The 19,238-nt window shown below is 64.9% G+C and carries 19 protein-coding genes and 2 tRNA genes; 8 read left to right on the top strand and 13 right to left on the bottom strand.

Translation table 11 applies throughout. From position 1 onward, the window contains the following. Window position 1: 1 nt before the first annotated feature. From ACNEOT_RS13030 to ACNEOT_RS13020, 3 genes are read right to left on the bottom strand one after another with little or no spacing between them, the layout of a single operon-like run. Window positions 2-694 carry a uracil-DNA glycosylase gene (locus ACNEOT_RS13030; protein ID WP_415974449.1) on the bottom strand — a complete coding sequence of 231 codons (693 nt, stop codon included), beginning with the start codon at window positions 692-694 and terminating at the stop codon, window positions 2-4. After that, entirely contained in the window at window positions 691-1,215 is a 525-nt protein-coding gene (locus ACNEOT_RS13025) for a gamma carbonic anhydrase family protein (RefSeq protein ID WP_415974448.1), read from the bottom strand. Before ACNEOT_RS13025 ends, ACNEOT_RS13030 begins: the two co-directional genes overlap by 4 nt. Window positions 1,216-1,252: 37 nt before the next feature. Beyond that, window positions 1,253-2,257 (bottom strand): thiamine-phosphate kinase, encoded by a 1,005-nt coding sequence (locus ACNEOT_RS13020; protein WP_415975137.1) that lies wholly within the window; start codon window positions 2,255-2,257, stop codon window positions 1,253-1,255. Window positions 2,258-2,432: 175 nt separating this feature from the next. On the opposite strand from ACNEOT_RS13020, the gene ACNEOT_RS13015 reads away from it, so the two are divergent. Together ACNEOT_RS13015 and ACNEOT_RS13010 are read left to right on the top strand one after the other, a co-directional pair. Beyond that, window positions 2,433-2,681, top strand: coding sequence for an Lrp/AsnC ligand binding domain-containing protein (locus tag ACNEOT_RS13015; RefSeq protein ID WP_415974447.1), 249 nt, complete (start codon window positions 2,433-2,435; stop codon window positions 2,679-2,681). 3 nt (window positions 2,682-2,684) lie between these two features. Next, window positions 2,685-3,290 (top strand): DUF3515 domain-containing protein, encoded by a 606-nt coding sequence (locus ACNEOT_RS13010; RefSeq protein WP_415974446.1) that lies wholly within the window; start codon window positions 2,685-2,687, stop codon window positions 3,288-3,290. An 18-nt stretch (window positions 3,291-3,308) separates the two neighbouring features. Here ACNEOT_RS13010 and ACNEOT_RS13005 read toward each other — a convergent pair whose 3' ends face one another. Continuing rightward, window positions 3,309-4,415, bottom strand: coding sequence for a D-alanine--D-alanine ligase family protein (locus tag ACNEOT_RS13005; protein WP_415974445.1), 1,107 nt, complete (start codon window positions 4,413-4,415; stop codon window positions 3,309-3,311). 73 nt (window positions 4,416-4,488) lie between these two features. After that, window positions 4,489-5,487, bottom strand: coding sequence for an NAD(P)H-dependent glycerol-3-phosphate dehydrogenase (locus ACNEOT_RS13000; RefSeq protein WP_415974444.1), 999 nt, complete (start codon window positions 5,485-5,487; stop codon window positions 4,489-4,491). Between the two features lie 116 nt (window positions 5,488-5,603). On the opposite strand from ACNEOT_RS13000, the gene cofC reads away from it, so the two are divergent. The 3 genes from cofC (at window position 5,604) to ACNEOT_RS12985 (ending at window position 9,628) form a co-directional block, all read left to right on the top strand. After that, window positions 5,604-6,380, top strand: a complete 777-nt coding sequence (gene cofC, locus ACNEOT_RS12995; RefSeq protein ID WP_415974443.1) for a 2-phospho-L-lactate guanylyltransferase — start codon at window positions 5,604-5,606, stop codon at window positions 6,378-6,380. A gap of 192 nt (window positions 6,381-6,572) precedes the next feature. Then, window positions 6,573-8,693 carry an RNA degradosome polyphosphate kinase gene (locus tag ACNEOT_RS12990; protein WP_415975136.1) on the top strand — a complete coding sequence of 707 codons (2,121 nt, stop codon included), beginning with the start codon at window positions 6,573-6,575 and terminating at the stop codon, window positions 8,691-8,693. Then, on the top strand, window positions 8,693-9,628 hold the full coding sequence (locus ACNEOT_RS12985; protein ID WP_415974442.1) for an NUDIX hydrolase: 936 nt from the start codon (window positions 8,693-8,695) through the stop codon (window positions 9,626-9,628). The genes ACNEOT_RS12990 and ACNEOT_RS12985 overlap by 1 nt, the downstream gene beginning before the upstream one ends. Before the next feature lie 117 nt (window positions 9,629-9,745). Here the strand turns inward: ACNEOT_RS12985 and ACNEOT_RS12980 are convergent, their stop codons facing one another. The 3 genes from ACNEOT_RS12980 to leuC all read right to left on the bottom strand — a co-directional run bounded on the left by ACNEOT_RS12980 (window position 9,746) and on the right by leuC (window position 12,671). Then, entirely contained in the window at window positions 9,746-10,435 is a 690-nt protein-coding gene (locus tag ACNEOT_RS12980; RefSeq protein ID WP_415974441.1) for an HU family DNA-binding protein, read from the bottom strand. Window positions 10,436-10,584: 149 nt separating this feature from the next. Next, entirely contained in the window at window positions 10,585-11,202 is a 618-nt protein-coding gene (leuD, locus tag ACNEOT_RS12975) for a 3-isopropylmalate dehydratase small subunit (RefSeq protein WP_222093123.1), read from the bottom strand. Window positions 11,203-11,246: 44 nt separating this feature from the next. Beyond that, on the bottom strand, window positions 11,247-12,671 hold the full coding sequence (leuC, locus tag ACNEOT_RS12970) for a 3-isopropylmalate dehydratase large subunit (RefSeq protein WP_415975135.1): 1,425 nt from the start codon (window positions 12,669-12,671) through the stop codon (window positions 11,247-11,249). A 165-nt stretch (window positions 12,672-12,836) separates the two neighbouring features. Between leuC and ACNEOT_RS12965 the strand changes: the two genes are divergently transcribed. After that, complete coding sequence (locus tag ACNEOT_RS12965) at window positions 12,837-13,565, top strand: IclR family transcriptional regulator (RefSeq protein ID WP_415974440.1); 729 nt, start codon at window positions 12,837-12,839, stop codon at window positions 13,563-13,565. Window positions 13,566-13,679: 114 nt separating this feature from the next. Further along, window positions 13,680-13,847 carry a DUF5302 domain-containing protein gene (locus ACNEOT_RS12960; protein ID WP_415974439.1) on the top strand — a complete coding sequence of 56 codons (168 nt, stop codon included), beginning with the start codon at window positions 13,680-13,682 and terminating at the stop codon, window positions 13,845-13,847. A 62-nt stretch (window positions 13,848-13,909) separates the two neighbouring features. Here ACNEOT_RS12960 and ACNEOT_RS12955 read toward each other — a convergent pair. Both ACNEOT_RS12955 and ACNEOT_RS12950 read right to left on the bottom strand, forming a co-directional pair. Then, window positions 13,910-13,982 (bottom strand) — tRNA-Glu (locus tag ACNEOT_RS12955). A 110-nt stretch (window positions 13,983-14,092) separates the two neighbouring features. After that, window positions 14,093-14,164 (bottom strand) — tRNA-Gln (locus ACNEOT_RS12950). Window positions 14,165-14,404: 240 nt separating this feature from the next. Here ACNEOT_RS12950 and ACNEOT_RS12945 point away from each other — a divergent pair. Beyond that, complete coding sequence (locus ACNEOT_RS12945; protein ID WP_415974438.1) at window positions 14,405-15,958, top strand: bifunctional 3'-5' exonuclease/DNA polymerase; 1,554 nt, start codon at window positions 14,405-14,407, stop codon at window positions 15,956-15,958. Here the strand turns inward: ACNEOT_RS12945 and ACNEOT_RS12940 are convergent. From ACNEOT_RS12940 to ACNEOT_RS12930, 3 genes are read right to left on the bottom strand one after another with little or no spacing between them, the layout of a single operon-like run. Then, on the bottom strand, window positions 15,916-16,920 hold the full coding sequence (locus ACNEOT_RS12940; RefSeq protein ID WP_415974437.1) for a YihY/virulence factor BrkB family protein: 1,005 nt from the start codon (window positions 16,918-16,920) through the stop codon (window positions 15,916-15,918). The genes ACNEOT_RS12945 and ACNEOT_RS12940 overlap by 43 nt on opposite strands. A 46-nt stretch (window positions 16,921-16,966) precedes the next feature. Further along, entirely contained in the window at window positions 16,967-18,442 is a 1,476-nt protein-coding gene (gltX, locus tag ACNEOT_RS12935; protein ID WP_415974436.1) for a glutamate--tRNA ligase, read from the bottom strand. A 7-nt stretch (window positions 18,443-18,449) separates the two neighbouring features. Beyond that, window positions 18,450-19,223, bottom strand: a complete 774-nt coding sequence (locus ACNEOT_RS12930; protein ID WP_415974435.1) for a fumarylacetoacetate hydrolase family protein — start codon at window positions 19,221-19,223, stop codon at window positions 18,450-18,452. Window positions 19,224-19,238 lie beyond the last annotated feature (15 nt).

The raw sequence follows: 19,238 nt of genomic DNA, 5'->3' as shown, positions 1-19,238 counted from the left end.
ATCAGGGCAGCGTCCAGTCGATCGGTTCGTCCCCGCCCTGCACCAACAGCTCGTTCACCCGACTGAACGGCGTGGATCCGAAGAACCCGCGCGAGGCCGACAGCGGTGACGGGTGGGCGGATTCGATGACGGGCACCGATCCGAGCATCGGTTTCAGAGTTGCTGCGTCGCGTCCCCACAGGATTGCGACGAGTCCGGGGGCATCGGGATCCTCGGCCCTGGCGACGAGCGCGCGAATTGCCTGCTCCGTCACCGCTTCCCACCCCTTCTTTCGGTGCGAGGCCGCCTGTCCCGGTTCGACGGTGAGCACTCGGTTGAGCAACATCACACCTCGATCGGCCCAGGGCGTGAGGTCACCGTTGCTCGGTGTCGGCAGTCCCAGATCGTCCGAATACTCCTTGAAGATGTTGGCGAGGCTGCGCGGTACCGGTCGAGTGTCGGGGGCAACGGAAAAGCTCAGCCCCACTGCATGTCCCGGCGTCGGATACGGATCCTGACCGACAATGAGCACGCGAACCCGATCGAAGGGGTAGCGAAACGCGCGCAGGACGTTCTCGCCCGCAGGCAGATAGTGCCGTCCGGCGGCGAGCTCGGCTCGCAGAAAGTCGCCCATCGCAGCAACATTCGCCTCGACGGGGGCAAGGGCGCGTGCCCATCCCGCGTCGACGGTGTCGGCGAGCGGCGGGGGCGTCATCGGTCGATCCGGCGCAGCGCATCGCGGTAGTACGCGGCGTTGGCGGAGTACATCTGCACGTTGATGTCCACGTGCCCCTCGGGAACCTGGTAGCCCTCGCGAATCTTCGCGGGTACTCCGAGCGCCATCGAACGTTCGGGAACGACGAACTGGAACGGCACCACCGCGCCCGCCCCGACGATCGAGCCCGCTCCGATCTTCGAACCGTTCAGCACCACCGAACCCGACGCGATGAGGCAGTTGTCCCCGATGTTCGCGCCCTCCACGTGCGCGTTGTGGCCGAGCACGCAGCCGGACCCGATGACCGTTGCGTCGATCGGCGTGCAGTGCACCACGGTCCCGTCCTGCACATTGGTGCCCTCACCGATCGAAATGGTGCCGTAGTCGGCCCGCAGAACCGCGTTGGGCCATACCGACGATCCGGCCGCCAACGTCACCGCTCCGATGACGACCGCGTCGGGATGAACGTAAGCGTCGGGGTGGATGTCGGGTTCACGATCACCGAGTGCGTAGATAGCCATCTCTGCAACTTAGCCGACACGCTCGTCCCGACCGCGTTCACGCACTCTCGAAACTCGACCATCCCGATCTACCCGTGTGGACGCGCCCACCGACGGTCACCCGACCCGCCGGCTCACCGGCTCCGCGCTCGACGCGGCCGATCACCGTCCAGCCCGGCGGAACGGCGGTGGCATCGGAAAAGGTACCGACCAGGGCGTGATCCTCGCCGCCGGTCAGCACCCACTCCAGCGGATCGTGACCGGCCAGCGTTGCCGCCGAGCGCACTTCGGGCGAGATGCCCACAAGGTCCGGGTCGACGTCGAGCCGGACTCCGGACGCGTCGGCGATGTGACCGAGATCGGCCAACAACCCGTCGGAGACGTCGGTGAGCGAGGTCGCTCCTGCCTCCGCAGCGTCGATACCGGCGCGGTACGGAGGGACGGGCACTCGGTGAGCGTCGAGTACTCCCTCGTGGCCGGTTGCGCCTCTACCCGCGAGCAGCAGTGCGAGTCCGGCCGCAGACCAACCGAGCCGTCCCGCGTAAGCGATCACATCACCGACATGCGCCCCCGATCGGAGAACCGGAGCGCGGCCCTGCAGATCACCGAGTGCGGTGATCGAGATCACCAGCTGGGGTGACTGCACCACATCGCCACCGACGACGGCAGATCCCGCGGCGACCGCCTCGCGCCACATGCCCTCGTTGAGACCGTCGGTCACGCTCACGGGCGTATCCGCCGGGCATCCGAGGGAGACGAGAAACCCCGAACACTGCGCGCCCATCGCGGCGATGTCTGCGCCGTTCTGCGCGATCGCCTTGCGCCCGATCTGAATCGGGCTGGACCAGTCGAGTCGAAAGTGCCTGCCGTGCACCAACATATCGGTCGATGCCGCAATGCGGCCGTCGGACGCGGCAACAACGGCTGCGTCGTCGCCCGGCCCGACGATGGTCGACGAAGGTTGCACACGGCCTGCAACGGCGCGAGAGATCACGTCGAATTCGCCGACCTGCGCGACAGTGCGTTCGGTGCCGGCAGCCGAGTCGGTGACGGTGTCGTCGATGATGTTCCTCCCTGAGAACGCGGTGTGTGCGCGACGGTCTCACGCGTGACACGCGCCGCGCCTGCGGTACCTTTTAGCGGCGGCCGGAACAGTACCGGCGCAACAGGTCACGTGCGAAGAGAACGTAGTCGACTCAACCTACAGTCGAGCAGTCCGGCAGGGAAAGGGACCACCGATGGTGCAAGCATTCGTTCTCGTTCAGACCGAGGTCGGCCGCGCGAGGGCAGTCGCGCAGCAGATCGAGGCCGTCGACGGTGTCGTGTCGGCGGAGGCAGTGGTCGGGCCCTACGACGTGATCGCGCGTGCCGACGGTGCCTCCGACTCCGAGGTCACCGAGATCGTCTCCCGCATCCAGAAGGTCGATGCCATCACGCGCACCCTCACCTGCCCCGTGGCTCCGCAGTCGACCACGACCGTCCGATAGCTCGTGAGCTCATCCGAGACCGGCAACGACGCCGGCACCGACGACGACACGGCTCGAACCGAGGACACTCGCGAGCAGCGCCATCCCGCCGTGATCGCCACCGCGATCGCATTGCCGGTCGCGCTGGTGGTCGGAGTTCTGGTCGCCGCCATTGCCGTGAGTCGCTCACCCGTCCACGATCCGGTCGCTCTCGGCCCGGTGGACGCCCCCGATGCCGCGAGTGCGCAGTGCACGTCGTTGCTCGATGCCGTGCCCGAGAACCTCGGCGACTACGCCGCAGCCGAGCTGGCCGACCCGGCCCCGGTCGGAGTGCGCGCGTGGGTCTCGGACGAGGAGAACGCCGAGCCGGTCGTGTTGCGCTGCGGCCTACCCAGACCGATCGGATTCGATGTGGCTGCGCCGCTTCAGGTGATCAACGGCGTCCAATGGTTCGAGGTGTCCGGGGCAGACGACGGAATCGATGCCAGCACATGGTTCGTCGTCGATCGCGGTGTGTACGTCGCACTGACGATTCCGGGAAACTCGGGCCCTACCCCGTTGCAGGACGCGTCCTCGGCCGTGTCGGACGCGCTGCCCCAACAGCCTCTCGACCCGGCTCCGTTGCAGTAGCGCTGGGCCGCAACAGCTCTAACGCAAACCGGTTCCGCGGGCGAGAGCGGTGTCGATCAGGGTGGCGATGAGCGTCGGGTAGTCGACGCCGGATTCGGCCCACATCTTGGGGTACATCGAGATGGAGGTGAACCCGGGCATCGTGTTGATCTCGTTGATGACCGGACCGTCCTCGGTGACGAAGAAATCCACTCGCGCCAGTCCCTGGCAGTCCAGCGCCCGAAATGCGGCAACGGCGAGTTCGCGAATGCGGTCGCTGGTGGCGTCGTCGAGGACGGCCGGGATGTCGAATTCGCTGACGTCGTCGAGGTACTTCGTGTCGAAGTCGTAGAACGCGTGATCGTCGATGTCCGCGTCGGGAATTCGGATCTCCGCGATGGCACTCGCGCGCACCGTACCGTCGGGAAACTCCAGTACCCCACACTCGACCTCACGGCCGTGGATCATGCCTTCGACGATCACCTTGGGGTCGTGTTCGCGTGCCACAGCGATCGCGGCGGGGAGTTGATCCCACGCGGTGATGCGCGAGATGCCGATGGACGACCCGCCTCGGGCCGGCTTGACGAATGCGGGCAGCCCGATTCGCTCACGTTCGGCCGCCGTCAGATCGTCGACCGCGCGGCGAAGCACCACCTGGCGACCGATCGGCAGCCCCTCGGCACCGAGGAGCTTCTTGGTGAATTCCTTGTCCATCCCCGCAGCGCTGGCCAACACCCCCGGCCCTACGTACGGAACACCTGCCAACTCGAGCAGTCCCTGCAGTGTGCCGTCCTCGCCGTACGGTCCGTGCAGAACCGGGAACACGACGTCCACGGACGCCAGTACCGTCCCGCCCTTACCCTCACCGAGGGCGAGCAACGCACCGGCATGGCCGGGGTCGGTGCTCAGGGCCAGCGCTGCCCCCGTCTTGTCCACGGTCGGCAGTACCCGGTCGTGAATCGTCAGCGCATCGATGTCGGAGGAGCCGAGTACCCAGGCACCGTCCGCGGTGATCCCCACGGGAACCACCTCGTACTTGGCGGGATCGAGATTCTGCAGCACGCTACCTGCCGATACACAGGACACAGCGTGCTCGCTGCTGCGGCCACCGAAGACGACGGCAACTTTGATGCGGGGAGTACTCACGATGAGAAACCGTACCGCCGCGGCTCATCGAACGCGGATTCGCCCTGTTCCTGGCGGGACGCCGATCACTGCCTCACTCGGGCTTGATACGACGCCCCAGCAGGTGCCCGACCGCATCCGGAACGGACATGCCGCCGTGACAGACCCGATGCACGGCGTCGGTCAGCGGCATCTCGACGTCGTAGCTCTCGGCGAGCGCACGCACCGACGTACAGGACTTGACGCCCTCGGCAACCTGTCCGTGTGCTGCTTCCTGCGCACTCTCGAGGGAGCCACCCGAACCCAGTCGTTCACCGAATGTGCGATTGCGTGAGAGAGGTGACGAGCACGTGGCGACGAGGTCGCCGACGCCGGCCAGGCCGGACAGCGTCGACGGGTTGGCACCGAGGGCAACTCCGAGGCGGATGATCTCGGCGAGACCCCTCGTCATGATCGACGCGAGTGTGTTCTCGCCGTACCCGACGCCTGCGGCCATTCCGCAGGCGAGGGCGATGACGTTCTTGCAGGCACCACCGATCTCGGCCCCGATCACGTCGGTGTTCGTATACGGCCTGAAATATCCTGTGGCGCAGGATTTCTGAATTTCCAGGGCGCGCTGGGAGTCCGAGCACGCGATTACGGTCGCGGCGGGCTGGCCCTCGGCTATCGGACGCGCAAGATTGGGCCCGGACAGGCACGCGACCCGGCTGGGATCCGCTCCGGTCACCTGAGATATGACCTGACTCATCCGCATGAGCGTTCCGGTCTCGATCCCCTTCGCCAACGAGAGCAGAGTCGCGTTCGAGGGAATCGAGTCGGTCCACGCCCCCAGGTTCGCCCGCAGACTCTGCGACGGCACGGCCAGCACCACGATGTCTGCTCCGTCGAGCGCACGGACGGGATCGTGGGTCGCGCGGATCGACGACGGCAGCTCGATTCCCGGGAGGTAGTCGCTGTTCTCGTGGTCGTCGCTGATGGACGCGGCAAGCTCCTCGCGGCGGGCCCACATGGTGACGTCCGTTCCCGCTTCGGCCAACACCTTGGCGAATGCCGTCCCCCACGAACCCGACCCCAGTACCGCTGCTCTGCTCATTCCGCCAACCCCTCGCCTCGCCGATGCCCGTCTCACGCGCGCATCACCCTAACTCGCAGAGCTGCTCGGGCGGTCGGAGTCGGCACAGATCGGTGACGCTGGCAGGATCGAACATCATGGGTGCATCACGAGGCGACGGCGGCGACCGAGAGACTGCGTCGGCCGATGCTGCCCGCCGCGTCGTCAAGGTTCTGATCGCAGTGAAGGATCTCACCGCCGCCAAGTCGCGTTTGGCGGCAGAATTCTCGCCACCCGATCGATCGCGATTGGTACTTGCGATGCTCAGCGACACCGTGAGCGCCGCATCTGCCGTCCCGGTGGTGGAGTCGGTCACGGTGGTCACCCCCGATCCTCTCGTCGCTCGGACCGCCCGCGAAATCGGTGCACGGGTGTTCGACGAACCTGTCGGCGATCCCGCACGGCACCCGGACGAACGGCTCAATCACGCGTTCGCGTCTGCAGCGCACGTACTTCGCCGCGACGCCGCGGTCGGGGACATCCAGGATGGCCTGACCCGCACTGCAGATCGCGTCGACATCATCGCGTTGCAGGCGGACCTTCCGTCGATGCGATCCACGGAACTCGCCCAGGCATATGCCGCGGCTCGGAGTGGAGGCAGATCGCTCGTGGTCGACCATCACGGCACGGGGACCGCCGCACTGATCCTGAAGGACTCCCCCGACGATCTGGCACCGCTGTTCGGCCGTGACTCCGCGCGCCACCACTCCGCCTCGGGTGCACGGGAACTCGACGGTTCGTGGCCCGGTCTTCGATTGGATGTCGATACTGCCGACGACGTCCGCAGAGCGCATCGTCTCGGAGTCGGGCCTGCAACGTCGGCCGTCCTACGGTCGCTCGGCTGGAGCGAAGAAGCATCCGCGACGACTGCGTGAGGGCTACCACCATCGCGAGTGAAGTGAACACGTGAGTCGAGTTCGGCCATCGGAGTTTCACCCACGCCGGGTATGGGGGATGATCGTGCGGTGAGCAACGACGACGTGCAGCCAGCGAACGAAGATCCGCCGATCGAGACAGGAAAGGGCCCGGGTTCGGATCCGGCGTGGAGCGCTCCGATCGCGGCGACGATGCCGAGCATTCCCTCCGCCTTACCGGCTGCCACACCGGAATCGGTGGACGCAGCCACCGTGCTTCCCGAAAATCGCTATCTCAACCGGGAATTGAGCTGGCTCGATTTCAACTCACGTGTTCTTGCGCTCGCGCAGGACTCGTCGCTGCCCCTGCTCGAACGGGCCAAGTTTCTCGCGATCTACGCGTCCAATCTCGACGAGTTCTACATGGTTCGGGTCGCCGGTCTCAAACGTCGCGACGAAACCGGCCTCTCGGTTCGATCCGCCGACGGTATGACCCCGCGCGAGCAACTCGCAGTGATCGGTCAACGCACCCAGGAGCTCGCGCTCAAACATGCGCGAGTGCTGCTGGATTCGATCCTGCCCGAGCTCACTGCCGAGGGTATTGCGATCATCCGATGGTCCGACCTGGACAGCGACGAGCGCGCGCGACTCTCCGACTATTTCACCGAGCAGGTCTTTCCGGTTCTCACGCCGCTGGCCGTCGACCCGGCGCACCCCTTCCCCTACATCAGCGGCCTGAGCCTCAATCTCGCTGTGACAGTGAAGGATTACTCGACCACCGGCGAGCACTTCGCCCGCGTCAAGGTCCCCGACAACGTCGATCGCTTCGTACGCGTCAAGCGCGGCGAGGGCAGCCACCGCATCGATGCCTTCCTGTCGATGGAGGAGTTGATCTCGGCTCACCTCGACGTGCTCTTCCCCGGTATGGAGGTCGTCGAGTCCCACGCGTTCCGCATCACGCGCAACGCCGATTTCGAGGTCGAGGAAGACCGCGACGAGGATCTGCTCCAGGCATTGGAGCGCGAGCTCGCGCGCAGGCGCTTCGGCTCCCCGGTCCGCCTCGAGATCGCCGACGACATGACCGAGCACATGCTCGAATTGCTGCTACGCGAACTCGATGTCGATCCGGGCGACGTCATCCAGGTCCCCGGACTGCTCGATCTGTCCTGCCTGTGGCAGGTCTACAGCGTCGACCGTCCCAACCTCAAGGATGCGCCCTTCGTCCCGGCCACGCACCCGGCCTTCGGTGAGCGCGAGACACCCAAGAGCGTGTTCTCGACCCTGCGCGACGGCGACGTACTGGTGCACCACCCGTACGATTCCTTCTCCACCAGCGTGCAACGCTTCATCGAGCAAGCAGCGGCCGACCCGCAGGTATTGGCGATCAAGCAGACCCTGTACCGCACCTCGGGCGACTCCCCGATCGTCAATGCGCTCGTCGATGCTGCCGGTGCAGGCAAGCAGGTCGTCGCCCTGGTCGAGATCAAGGCGCGTTTCGACGAGCAAGCGAACATCGAGTGGGCGCGCAAGCTGGAGAAGGCGGGCGTGCACGTGGTGTACGGGCTCGTCGGTCTCAAGACGCACTGCAAGACCTGTCTGGTGGTGCGCCGAGAGGGGTCGGTCATTCGCCGGTACTGCCACATCGGTACCGGCAATTACAACCCCAAGACTGCGCGCATCTACGAGGACGTCGGCTTGCTCACGTCGTCGCCCGAAATCGGAGCCGACCTCACCGATCTGTTCAACTCGCTCACCGGATACTCGCGAAAGTCCAAGTACCGCAATCTTCTCGTCGCGCCGTACGGGGTGCGTCGCGGAATAGTCGAGCGCATCGAGGCCGAGGTCGAACACCTCAAGGCAGGCCGTCCGGCCGGAATTCGCCTCAAGGCCAACGCCTTGGTCGACGAGCAGGTCATCGACGCGCTCTACCGGGCGTCGATGGCCGGCGTTCCGGTGAAGGTGGTGGTGCGCGGAATCTGTGCACTCAAGCCAGGAGTTCCCGGCCTGTCGGAGAACATCGAGGTCCGTTCCATCCTCGGCCGATTCCTCGAACACTCGCGAGTTCTGCACTTCCAAGGTGCCGACGAATTCTGGATCGGCAGCGCAGACATGATGCACCGCAACCTCGATCGCCGAGTCGAGGTGATGGCTCAGGTCAAGGATCCGCGACTGGCGAACCAGCTGAGCGACATCTTCGACTCTGCCCTCGACCCCACCACTCGGTGCTGGGAGTTGGGACCGGACGGCGGCTGGGTCGCGTCACCGGCTCGAGGTGAAAAAGTTCGTGAGCATCAGGTCGACTTGATGCGCAGCCGGAGGAATCAGGCATCCTGATGGCCACATCCGATGGCTCCCCTCGCGCCAACATCTTTGCGGCCGGGTCGATCCTGTGGCGTAGTTCGCCGCGGGGCGACGGGGCCGTCGAGGTCGCCGTGGTGCACCGACCCAAGTACGACGACTGGTCCTTCCCCAAGGGAAAACTCGATCCCGGTGAGACTGCCGTCGACGCAGCAGTCCGAGAGGTCAAGGAGGAGACCGGATTCGACTCCCGACTCGGACGGTCGCTCTCCTACGTCACGTACCCGATTCCGGGACATCGTCGGGTCAAGAAGGTTCTGTACTGGGCGGCGGAGGCAATCGGGGGCGAGTTCGTTCCCAACGACGAAGTCGACGAATTGAGATGGATCGCACCCGAGGCCGTCGGCCGCGAACTCTCGTATCCCATGGACCACCAGATTCTTCGCAGGTTCGTGGCCAAGCCGGCCGACACCTCGACCGTTCTGTTGGTTCGGCACGGGAGTGCGGGATCGCGATCACGGTTCAAGGGCAACGACGTCGACCGTCCACTCGACAAGACCGGACGACGGCAGGCCGAATCGTTGGTCTCGTTGCTCCGTGCGTTCGGAGGTGATGCCGTGTACGCGGCCGACCGTGCGCGGTGCGTGCAGACGGTTGCTCCGTTCGCGGAATCGTTGGGCGTGGACATCGTTGCAGAACACCTGTTGTCCGAGGAGGGGTATGCCGACGACCCACGCAAGGGACGCCACCGAGCCCGCGAGATTGCCGAGCAGCCCGGTACGCCCGTGATCTGCAGCCAAGGCAAAGTGATCCCCGACTTGATGCGGTGGTGGGCCGAGAAAGATGGAATCACGTTGCCTGCCAACAGAAATCGCAAGGGAAGCGTCTGGGTCTTGTCGCGCCACGACGGCAGGGTCGTAGCTGCCGACCACATCGCCAGTCCGCTCCCGACGCTCGTGGCCGAACACTAGACACACTCGCACGAAAGAAGACCCCCGACTCGAAGATCGAGTCGGGGGTCTTCTCGCGTAACTGCAGTGCCGGCAACGAGAACGCGGCCGCCGAAAAGAGGTGGGCGCCGGTGGGCGCTACTTCTTCGCTGCGCGCTTTGCGGGTGCCTTCTTGGCGGGAGCCTTCTTGGCCGGAGCCTTCTTGGCTACGGTCTTCTTCGCTGCCGTCTTGGCCGGAGCCTTCTTGGCGGGTGCAGCAGTTGTTGCGGCCTTGCGTGCGGTCGTCTTGGCCGGAGCCTTCTTCGCGACGGTCTTGCGCGCAGTGGTCTTCGCGGGAGCTGCCTTCTTGGCCGCGGTCTTCGCGGGAGCTGCCTTCTTGGCGGCAGTCTTGGCCGGTGCTGCCTTCTTGGCAGCAGCGGTGGTGGTTGCCTTGCGGGCGGTCGTCTTCACGGCTGCCTTCTTCGCAGCCGTCTTCTTCGCTGCCGCAGTCTTCTTGGCGGGAGCCGCAGCCGAACCACGCTTGACGGCAGGACCGGTGGCGGGCAGCTTCTGTCCGCCGGCAATGACGGCCTTGAACTGAGCGCCCGGACGGAACGCCGGAACGTTGGTCGGCTTCACGCGAACGGTCTCACCGGTGCGGGGGTTACGGGCGACGCGCGCTGCGCGGCGACGCTGCTCGAACACGCCGAAGCCCGTGATCGTGACGCTCTCGCCGCGGTGTACTGCGCGCACGATGGTGTCGACGATGTTCTCGACAGCCTCTGTGGCGCTCCGCCTATCAGACCCCAACTTCTCGGTCAGGGCGTCAATCAGCTCTGCCTTGTTCATGGAATTTCCTCCGCTATATGGTGGCCCATCGTCGGACCGACTACTACAACGGTAAACCCCAAGTCGTCAAGAGTCTATGCGCCACGCCAATTTTCATTTTGGTGTCGCGGAATGATTCACGGCCGCAAAGCGTGTCGGACCCCGCCCGGTCAGCTTTCCGCGGGTGTTTCGATCCGTGCCGGAAGCGTCAGGGGTTTGTATGAAGGCCTTGACTTTTCGTACTCGGTAATGGCCTCTACCTGGCGTAATGTCAATCCGATGTCGTCGAGACCTTCCAGCAGACGCCACCGGGTGTAGTCGTCAATCGCGAAGCGCACCACCAAAGTTCCAGCCGTTACGGTCTTGTCGACGAGGTCGACAATTATTTCCAGACCGGGCTGTTCTTCTAAGGCTTTCCACAGCAACTCGACGTCCGACTGCTCCACTTCGGCCGCCAGCAGCCCGGCTTTACCCGAGTTTCCGCGAAAGATATCGGCGAATCGGGAGGCGATCACAACCCGAAATCCGAAGTCCGAGAGTGCCCAGACGGCGTGCTCGCGTGACGATCCCGTGCCGAAATCGGGCCCGGCGACGAGCACCGAGCCGCGGTTGTAGGGCTCGAGGTTCAAGATGAAGTTCGGATCCGAGCGCCAGGCGGCGAACAACCCGTCCTCGAATCCGGTGCGCGTGACGCGCTTGAGGTAGACCGCCGGAATTATCTGATCGGTGTCGACATTGGAGCGCCGCAGCGGAACTCCGATACCGGTGTGTCGGGTGAAAGCTTCCATCGAATGTTCTCCTATGGGTTCGATCGATCGAGCGAGGGCGCGTACTACGCGAGATCCGCCGGAGAGGACAGGGTTCCGCGGATTGCAGTTGCCGCTGCAACCAACGGGGACACGAGGTGAGTTCGACCACCTTTGCCCTGCCTTCCCTCGAAATTTCGGTTGGACGTCGAAGCCGATCGCTCACCCGCCGCCAGTTGGTCGGGATTCATTCCCAGGCACATCGAGCAACCGGCTTGGCGCCACTCCGCTCCTGCCGCAACGAATATCTCGCCCAGGCCTTCTTCTTCTGCCTGCGCTCGCACCCGCATGGACCCGGGCACCACCAACATTCGTACGCCCTCGGCAACCTTGTGCCCTTCGAGGACGGATGCCACGGCACGCAGATCCTCGATTCGGCCGTTGGTGCACGAGCCGACGAACACGGTGTCGACGGCGATCTCGCGGATCGGGGTTCCCGCTTCGAGACCCATGTACTGCAGGGCCTTCTGAGCTGCCACCCGCTCGCTCTCGTCGACCATCGTCTCGGGATCGGGCACCGTATCGCCCAGCGGCGCACCCTGGCCCGGATTGGTGCCCCACGTGACGAACGGCGTCAACGTGTCGGCGTCGATGTGGACCTCGTTGTCGAACACTGCATCCGGATCGGTTGCCAACTCGTTCCACGCCGCCACCGCCGCGTCCCAATCGGCTCCCTGCGGCGCGTGCGGGCGTCCCTTCAGATATTCGTAGGTGATCTCGTCGGGTGCGATCATTCCTGCCCGCGCACCGGCCTCGATGGACATGTTGCAGATGGTCATTCGCGCTTCCATCGACAGCTTTCGAATGGCCTCGCCGCGATACTCGAGGACGTACCCCTGGCCGCCGCCGGTGCCGATCTGCGCGATGACAGCAAGGATCAGGTCCTTGCTCGTGACGCCGGGCGCGAGTTCACCGTCGACGGTGATCGCCATCGTCTTGAACGGACGCAGCGACAGCGTCTGCGTGGCCATCACGTGCTCGACCTCGCTGGTGCCGATACCCATTGCAATGGAACCGAAGGCACCGTGAGTCGAGGTGTGACTGTCTCCGCACACGACGGTCATGCCGGGCTGGGTCAGGCCGAGCTGCGGCCCGATGATGTGCACGATGCCCTGATCGAGATCACCCATCGGGTAGAGCCGAACGCCGAATTCCTCGCAGTTGCGGCGAAGGGTGTCGACCTGGGTGCGCGAGACCAGATCTGCGATGGGCGCGAAGATGTCGGCCGTCGGGACGTTGTGGTCCTCGGTCGCGATCGTCAGATCGGGACGCCTGAGTCCGCGGCCGGCCAATCGAAGGCCGTCGAATGCCTGCGGGCTCGTCACCTCGTGCACGAGATGAAGGTCGATGTAGATCAGATCCGGCTCCCGCGCACCACCTTCTCCGCCGCCTCGGACCACCACGTGCTGGTCCCATACCTTCTCCGCCAAAGTCTTCGGTGTATCGGACATCGTCGTTTCGGACATCGCTGTCGCGGACCTCGTCTTCCGTGTCGTCGTCGCGCCGGTGACCTTCGCTGGTTCACCTCGCGCCATCCTCTCGACATCATGCCCCTGACGCGCACTGGAGAACTCGCAGTTGTGCAATCTCAGCATTCGGGAGGCTAATATCGTTCTATGAGACAGCATAGCCTGGGCGGCCTCGTCGACAAATCGAGTGGCATCGGCGTCCTCGACAAGGCGATGACGGTGCTGCACGCGGTGGCCGAGAAGCCCTGCAATCTGAACGATCTCTGTGCTCGAACCGGCCTGCCCCGCGCTACCGCCCACCGCCTCGCAGTCGGTCTCGAGACACACCGACTTCTCGTCCGAGATGCCGACGGTCTGTGGCGCACCGGGCCGGGACTGGGAGAACTCGCAGCGAGCGCGTCGGACACACTGCTCGATGCCGCCTCCTCGGTACTGCCACGCCTGCGCGAAATCACCGGCGAGAGTGTGCAGATCTACCGGCGCGAGGGGACGGTACGGGTCTGCGTTGCGTCCATGGAGCCCCCGACCGGACTTCGAGACACCGTTCTCGTCGGCGCACGATTGCCGATGACCGCGGGCTCGGGTGCCAAAGTTCTACTGGCATGGGCAGATTCGCACACTCAGCGGGCAGTTCTGCCCGATGCAGAATTCAGCGAGCGCGTTCTCCTCGAAGTTCGGCGGCGCGGATGGGCACAGAGCGCAGGCGAACGAGAACCGGGCGTCGCGAGTGTCGCCGCGCCGGTGCGCGACAGCAACGACACTGTGGTGGCGGCGATCTCGGTGTCCGGACCCATCGATCGAATCGGACGCAAGCCGGGGGCGCGCTGGGCCGCAGATCTTCTGGCAGCAGCCGACGCGCTGCACAAGCGACTCTGAATGGTGCCTGCCGGCCCGTCCGCCCGATGAAAATCAGCTGATCGCGTCGCGATAGTGGGGTACCTTCGTCTCGAGCGGCCTACCCGGCCGGTCGTCGACTGCAAGGAGTCCCCCATGGCCGAATCCGGCAGTGAAGAACTGAAGAAGAAGTTCCGCGAGGTTCTGGAACAGAAGAACAGCAAGTCCCACAATTCCGTCGAACACAAGGACGGTGGGCCGAAGGTCAACAACGCCCACGGTCCGGCCGACCATCAGAAGATGTTCCGCCGCAAGAGCGTCTGACACGGACACGCCGAAAGAACAACACCCTCTCGATCCGAGGATCGAGAGGGTGTTGTCAGTTGTAGCCCCGACGGGATTCGAACCCGCGCTACCGCCTTGAGAGGGCGGCGTCCTAGGCCGCTAGACGACGGGGCCAGGAACTTCACCTACATTTTCATCAAACCTCACCGGGCTTGATCGAGCACATGAGGCTGAGTCAGCTTAACTGCCTCGGCCTCGGCGACAAAATCGCCTCCACCTACTCGCTGGGGTACCAGGACTCGAACCTAGAATGGCGGTACCAGAAACCGCTGTGTTGCCAATTACACCATACCCCAATGGACTTGAATCGAATTGCTCACCGCGAACGATGTGCACTGCGTTTCGAGCCGGGATAGAGACTATCAAAGGTGACTACCCATTCTCCAAATCGGCTGCTCAGAGCCTACGAAACCAAGCGAAGTTCGTATCGCGAGCAGCCTCGGGCACCGTTGTGGCGAGGACTGCGGAGCCCCGCCTGTATGTCGGCCGGGGAATGGAGAAGACTTGTTCTCCGTGACCGACCGCAGACCCGTCCGATGAAGGTTCTGCTCGTTCCACAGGGCGAGCAGGCAGTGTTGACGTACCTGGACGACGACGGCACGACGCGGAGCGAACCCACAGTGACCGAGGATGCGGTCGCGGCCGTTGCCGAGTTGGAACGAGCCGAACGACCCAGATGGGTGTGGGAGGACACGAGCCGGATCTACCCTCGGCTGCTCGAACGAGGGGTACGCGTGCGCCGCTGTCACGATCTCGCACTGGTCGGTGCAATTCTGGCGATGCGGGCAGGTTCCACAACTGCTCCGTCGTCACCCGCGGACCTGCGACCCGGCCTGTTCGATGCGGACCCCGAGTCCGATCCCGTGGCAGTGCTCGCCGAGTACCGGCGTCAGCTCACGGACATCGGAGACGATCGCGCACTGCACCTGCTCGCAGCAGCCGAATCGGCCGGCGGTCTGGCCGCGGCGGAGATGACCTTCGACGGGCTGCCGTTCTCGGCGTCGGCCCACCGCCGTCATCTCGAGACCATGCTCGGTGCCCGACCGGCCGACGGCTCTCCTCCCCCAGCTCTGATACGGCTGGAGAACCAGATCTCCTCGGCGTTCGGCCGCCGCGTCAACCCTGCCTCGCCAGCGGAGGTGGTGGCCGCGTTCGCACGCGTCGGTATCGAGCTGACGTCGACTCGTGCTCACGTCATTCGGGAGATAGACCACCCCGCGGTCCCGCTGTTGCTGCGCCATCGCGATCTGTCGAAACTGCACAGTGCGAACGGGTGGACCTGGCTCGACGCCTGGGTACGCGGGGATCGATTTCGGCCGGTCTACGTTCCCGGCGCGGTGGTCTCCGGCCGCTGGGCGAGCCGCGGCGGAGGCGGTTTGCAGATCCCGAAGCCGTTGCGCGCCAGTGTTATCGCAGATCCCGACTACACCTTTGTGGCCGCCGACGCCGGTCAGCTCGAACCCCGTATTCTCGCTGCGATGTCCGGCGATCCACGCATGGTCGCTGCTGCCGGCACCGCAGATCTGTACGCACCGGTGGCGGCAGAATCTTTCGACGGCGATCGCGGCCACGCCAAGGTCGCCGTTCTCGGGGTGCTGTACGGCGCAACCTCCGGCGAGGCTCGCGGACTGCTGACGCGGCTGCGGGCCAAGTTCCCCGGTGCGGTCGCGCTCGTGGAGGAGGCCGCTCGCGCCGGCGAACGCGGCGAGGTCGTCCGTTCGTGGCTCGGGCGGGCCTGCCCACCACCCTCTGCGCAGTGGTGGTCCACCGGCGACGCGCACGCGCGGGGCCGGTTCACCCGTAACTTCGTCGTGCAGGCCACCGCCGCAGAATGGGCGCTGTGTTTGTTGGCCGAACTGCGAAATCAGTTGGCCTCGAGCAGCAGCGAGTTGGTCTTCTTTCAGCACGACGAGGTGGTTGTGCATTGCCGCACCGCCGATGCGGAGCGAGTGGCCGAAGCAGTTGCAGGAGCAGCATTGTCGGCAACTCGGCTGATGTTCGGCGATACGGCGGTCCGTTTCCCGATGGAGACCAGAATCGACCGCTTCTACGGTGCCTCGGTTGCCGATTCGGAACCGGACTCGGACTGAGCTCGCGGCGGGTCGTCGAAGGTCACCACGATTTCCTCGAACGGCTTGCTGCGCTGCGCTTCTGCCTGTCCGGTGTAGGTGAGTTCGTCGCCCTCGGTCAGTTCGACGTCGTCGGTGAACGGGGCCAGCAGGGCGCGCGGGAATAGTCGATCGACGCGAACGACGTTGATCTCGATGCACAGCACGATCGATACCGAGGTGACGTACAAGAACGCCAGCAGTCCGAGCACGACAGCGAAGACGCCGTTGGTGACCGTCGCGCTGCTGACGACGTATTTCACGTAGACACTGCCGAAGGTCTGCAACAGCTGCCAGATCAGACCGGCCACGACAGCTCCGGGAAGGACCTCACCGATCGACAGTGGCCGCGCTGTGGCGAGCCTGAACGCGACGACGAACACGCCGATGTAGAAGAGTGTGCCGACCACGAACACCACGAGGCCGGATTCCGGGCCGAAATATCCTGCAGCACTGAGCACGTTGAGTGCCGTGACGGCCAGGACCGCAAGACCGACCGTGCTCAGCAGACCCAATCCGCGTACCCGGGCTCGAATGGGATCGGGCCGCAAGTTCTTCGGTACCGTCCACGCGGTGTTCATTGCGTTCTGGAGCGCCACGGCCACCCCGAGGCCGCCGTACAGGGAGCCGAGGACACCGACCACCAGTCCGACGGTGCCTCCACCGATGCGTTCTGGCCTGCCCAGTTCGTCACCGATCACCGGGATCTGACCGAGCGCCGAGTTCAGGATCTGTTGTTGCAGTTCCGGACTGCCGACCAGGACGAAACCCAGAACCGTGGAGAACAGCAACAGTGCAGGAAACAGCGAGACGAAGGCGTAGTAGGTGATCAGGGCAGCGAGGTAGCCGCCCTGATCGTCGACGAACTTGTACACCACCGCGATGGGATATCCGAGAACGGGCCGTCGGCGCTGGAGCCGATCCAGTCGATCGGAAATACTCATCGAAGGCCGTCTCCGAGAACCGAGACGGGCAGGCGGCCGCCCGTCGTCACGCCACCTGAGCGCGTGCGGCAGACAGGCGCGCCAAGGTCGTTTCGCGCCCGAGCAATTCCATCGACTCGTACAGCGGTGGGCTGATGTGCGAGCCCGTCACGCCCACTCGCACCGGAGCAAAGGCCTTGCGCGGCTTGAGCTCCAGCTTGTCGATCAACGCATCCTTGAGTGTCGCCTCCAGGTCCGCCGTGGTCCACGTGGTCAATGCCGTCAGCGCCTCCACAGCGGCATCGAGTACCGGCGCAGCATCGGCACCGAGGTTCTTGGCAGCGGCAGCGGGATCGATCTCGAAATCTGCCTCGTCGACGAACAGGAACTTCAACAGTCCCCAGGCGTCCGAGAGCACGACGATGCGGGTCTGCACCAGATCGGCCGCGACGGCAAAGGTCTTCTCGTCGACCGGCTCGGTGAGATGCCCCTGAGAGACCAGGTATTCGCGCAATCGTGCCGCGAAATCGTCTGCGGCCAGCAGCCGGATGTGCTCGGCATTGATCGCATCGGCCTTCTTCTGATCGAAGCGAGCCGGGTTGGAGTTGACCGTGGAGATCTCGAACGCTGCCACCATCTCGTCGAGGGAGAACACGTCGTGATCGTCCGAGATCCCCCACCCGAGGAGAGCGAGGTAGTTCAGCAGCCCTTCCGGGATGAACCCTCGATCGCGGTGGATGAACAGGTTGGATTCGGGATCGCGCTTGGACAGCTTCTTGTTGCCCTGGCCCATGACGAACGGCAGATGCCCGAACTCGGGCGTACGGTCGGCCACGCCGATCCGAATCAATGCCTCGTACAGTGCGAGCTGACGAGGCGTCGACGAAAGCAGGTCCTCGCCGCGCAGGACGTGGGTGATTTTCATCAGTGCGTCGTCGACCGGATTGACCAACGTGTACAGCGGAACTCCGTTGCCTCGCGTCAACGCGAAGTCCGGTACCGTCCCCGCCTTGAACGTGGTCTCCCCGCGAACGAGGTCGTTCCAGGTCAGATCGTGATCGGGCATCCGCAGACGCACGACGGCACCGCGACCCTCGTCGAGAAAGGCCTGTCGCTGCTGCGGTGTGAGATCGCGGTCGAAGTTGTCGTAGCCGAGCTTGGGGTCGCGCCCGGCCGCCTTGTGCCGGGCTTCGACTTCCTCCGGTGTGGAGAAGGACTCGTAGGCCTCCCCGGCGTCGAGCAACTGCTGGACGACGGCCATGTGCTGGTCGCGACGCAAGGACTGACGGTAGGGCTCGTACGGGCCACCCACCTCGGGGCCCTCGTCCCACTCGAGGCCGAGCCAGCGCAAAGCGTCGAGCAGCGCGGCGTAGGACTCCTCGGAGTCTCGTGCAGCGTCGGTGTCCTCGATGCGGAAGACGAAGGTGCCGCCGTGGTGCTTGGCGAACGCCCAGTTGAACAATGCAGTTCGGACGAGGCCGACGTGCGGGGTACCGGTGGGCGACGGGCAGAACCGAACGCGGACATCTGTTGCTGTGGTCATCGTTGCCCTACTTCTTCGCTGCGACGGGGTTGGTCAGGGTACCGATTCCCTCGACGGTGATCGACACGCTGTCACCGTCGGTGATGGGTCCGACTCCCTCGGGGGTTCCGGTGAGGATGACGTCTCCGGGGAGCAGCGTCATCACCGCGGACACCCACTCGATGATCTTCGGGATGTCGTGCAGCAGAAGCGAAGTGCGGCTCCGCTGCTTGACCACGCCGTCGACCTCGGTCTTGATCTCCAGATCGGTCGGGTCGAGCGTGGTCTCGATCCACGGCCCGAGTGGGCAGAAGGTGTCGTGTCCCTTGGCGCGAGTCCACTGTCCGTCGTGCTTCTGGTGGTCGCGGGCCGAGACGTCGTTGGCGACGGTGTAACCGAGCACCACCTCGTAGGCCTTCGACGCGGGGACGTCCTTGCACGGACGCCCGATCACGATGGCCAGCTCGCCCTCGTAGTGCACCTCGTTCGAGGACGGCGGCAGCACGATCGCCGCACCGGGGCCGACGATCGAGGTGTTCGGCTTGATGAAGATGACGGGATCCTTCGGAGCCTCACCGCCCATCTCGGCCGCGTGCGCGGCGTAGTTCTTTCCGATGGCGATGACCTTGCTTGCGAGGATGGGAGCGAGCAGTCGCACATCGGCCAGTGGCCACGACCGACCCGTGAACGTGGGTGTGCCGAAGGGATGTTCGGCGATTTCCTTCGCAGTCTGCGAGTCGCCCTCACCTTCGATACTCACGAATGCCACACCATCAGGACTTGCAATTCGACCGAGACGCATGTCGGAAGTCTATCG

Origin of the sequence: Rhodococcus sp. 077-4, from assembly GCF_047782425.1 — a bacterium.
GTDB lineage: Bacteria > Actinomycetota > Actinomycetes > Mycobacteriales > Mycobacteriaceae > Rhodococcoides.
Note: the sequence above shows the minus strand (reverse complement) of the source record. Positions and strands in the feature narration are given on the sequence as shown.

Excerpts from the sequence above, each read along its gene's own strand:
- ACNEOT_RS13030 (WP_415974449.1), bottom strand. The coding sequence starts at position 694 with ATGACGCCCCCGCCGCTCGCCGACACCGTCGACGCGGGATGGGCACGC.
- ACNEOT_RS13025 (WP_415974448.1), bottom strand. The coding sequence starts at position 1,215 with ATGGCTATCTACGCACTCGGTGATCGTGAACCCGACATCCACCCCGAC.
- ACNEOT_RS13015 (WP_415974447.1), top strand. The coding sequence starts at position 2,433 with ATGGTGCAAGCATTCGTTCTCGTTCAGACCGAGGTCGGCCGCGCGAGG.
- ACNEOT_RS13000 (WP_415974444.1), bottom strand. The coding sequence starts at position 5,487 with ATGAGCAGAGCAGCGGTACTGGGGTCGGGTTCGTGGGGGACGGCATTC.
- cofC (WP_415974443.1), top strand. The coding sequence starts at position 5,604 with ATGGGTGCATCACGAGGCGACGGCGGCGACCGAGAGACTGCGTCGGCC.
- ACNEOT_RS12990 (WP_415975136.1), top strand. The coding sequence starts at position 6,573 with ATGCCGAGCATTCCCTCCGCCTTACCGGCTGCCACACCGGAATCGGTG.
- ACNEOT_RS12985 (WP_415974442.1), top strand. The coding sequence starts at position 8,693 with ATGGCCACATCCGATGGCTCCCCTCGCGCCAACATCTTTGCGGCCGGG.
- ACNEOT_RS12980 (WP_415974441.1), bottom strand. The coding sequence starts at position 10,435 with ATGAACAAGGCAGAGCTGATTGACGCCCTGACCGAGAAGTTGGGGTCT.
- leuD (WP_222093123.1), bottom strand. The coding sequence starts at position 11,202 with ATGGAAGCTTTCACCCGACACACCGGTATCGGAGTTCCGCTGCGGCGC.
- leuC (WP_415975135.1), bottom strand. The coding sequence starts at position 12,671 with ATGTCCGATACACCGAAGACTTTGGCGGAGAAGGTATGGGACCAGCAC.
- ACNEOT_RS12965 (WP_415974440.1), top strand. The coding sequence starts at position 12,837 with ATGAGACAGCATAGCCTGGGCGGCCTCGTCGACAAATCGAGTGGCATC.
- ACNEOT_RS12960 (WP_415974439.1), top strand. The coding sequence starts at position 13,680 with ATGGCCGAATCCGGCAGTGAAGAACTGAAGAAGAAGTTCCGCGAGGTT.
- ACNEOT_RS12945 (WP_415974438.1), top strand. The coding sequence starts at position 14,405 with ATGAAGGTTCTGCTCGTTCCACAGGGCGAGCAGGCAGTGTTGACGTAC.
- ACNEOT_RS12940 (WP_415974437.1), bottom strand. The coding sequence starts at position 16,920 with ATGAGTATTTCCGATCGACTGGATCGGCTCCAGCGCCGACGGCCCGTT.
- gltX (WP_415974436.1), bottom strand. The coding sequence starts at position 18,442 with ATGACCACAGCAACAGATGTCCGCGTTCGGTTCTGCCCGTCGCCCACC.
- ACNEOT_RS12930 (WP_415974435.1), bottom strand. The coding sequence starts at position 19,223 with ATGCGTCTCGGTCGAATTGCAAGTCCTGATGGTGTGGCATTCGTGAGT.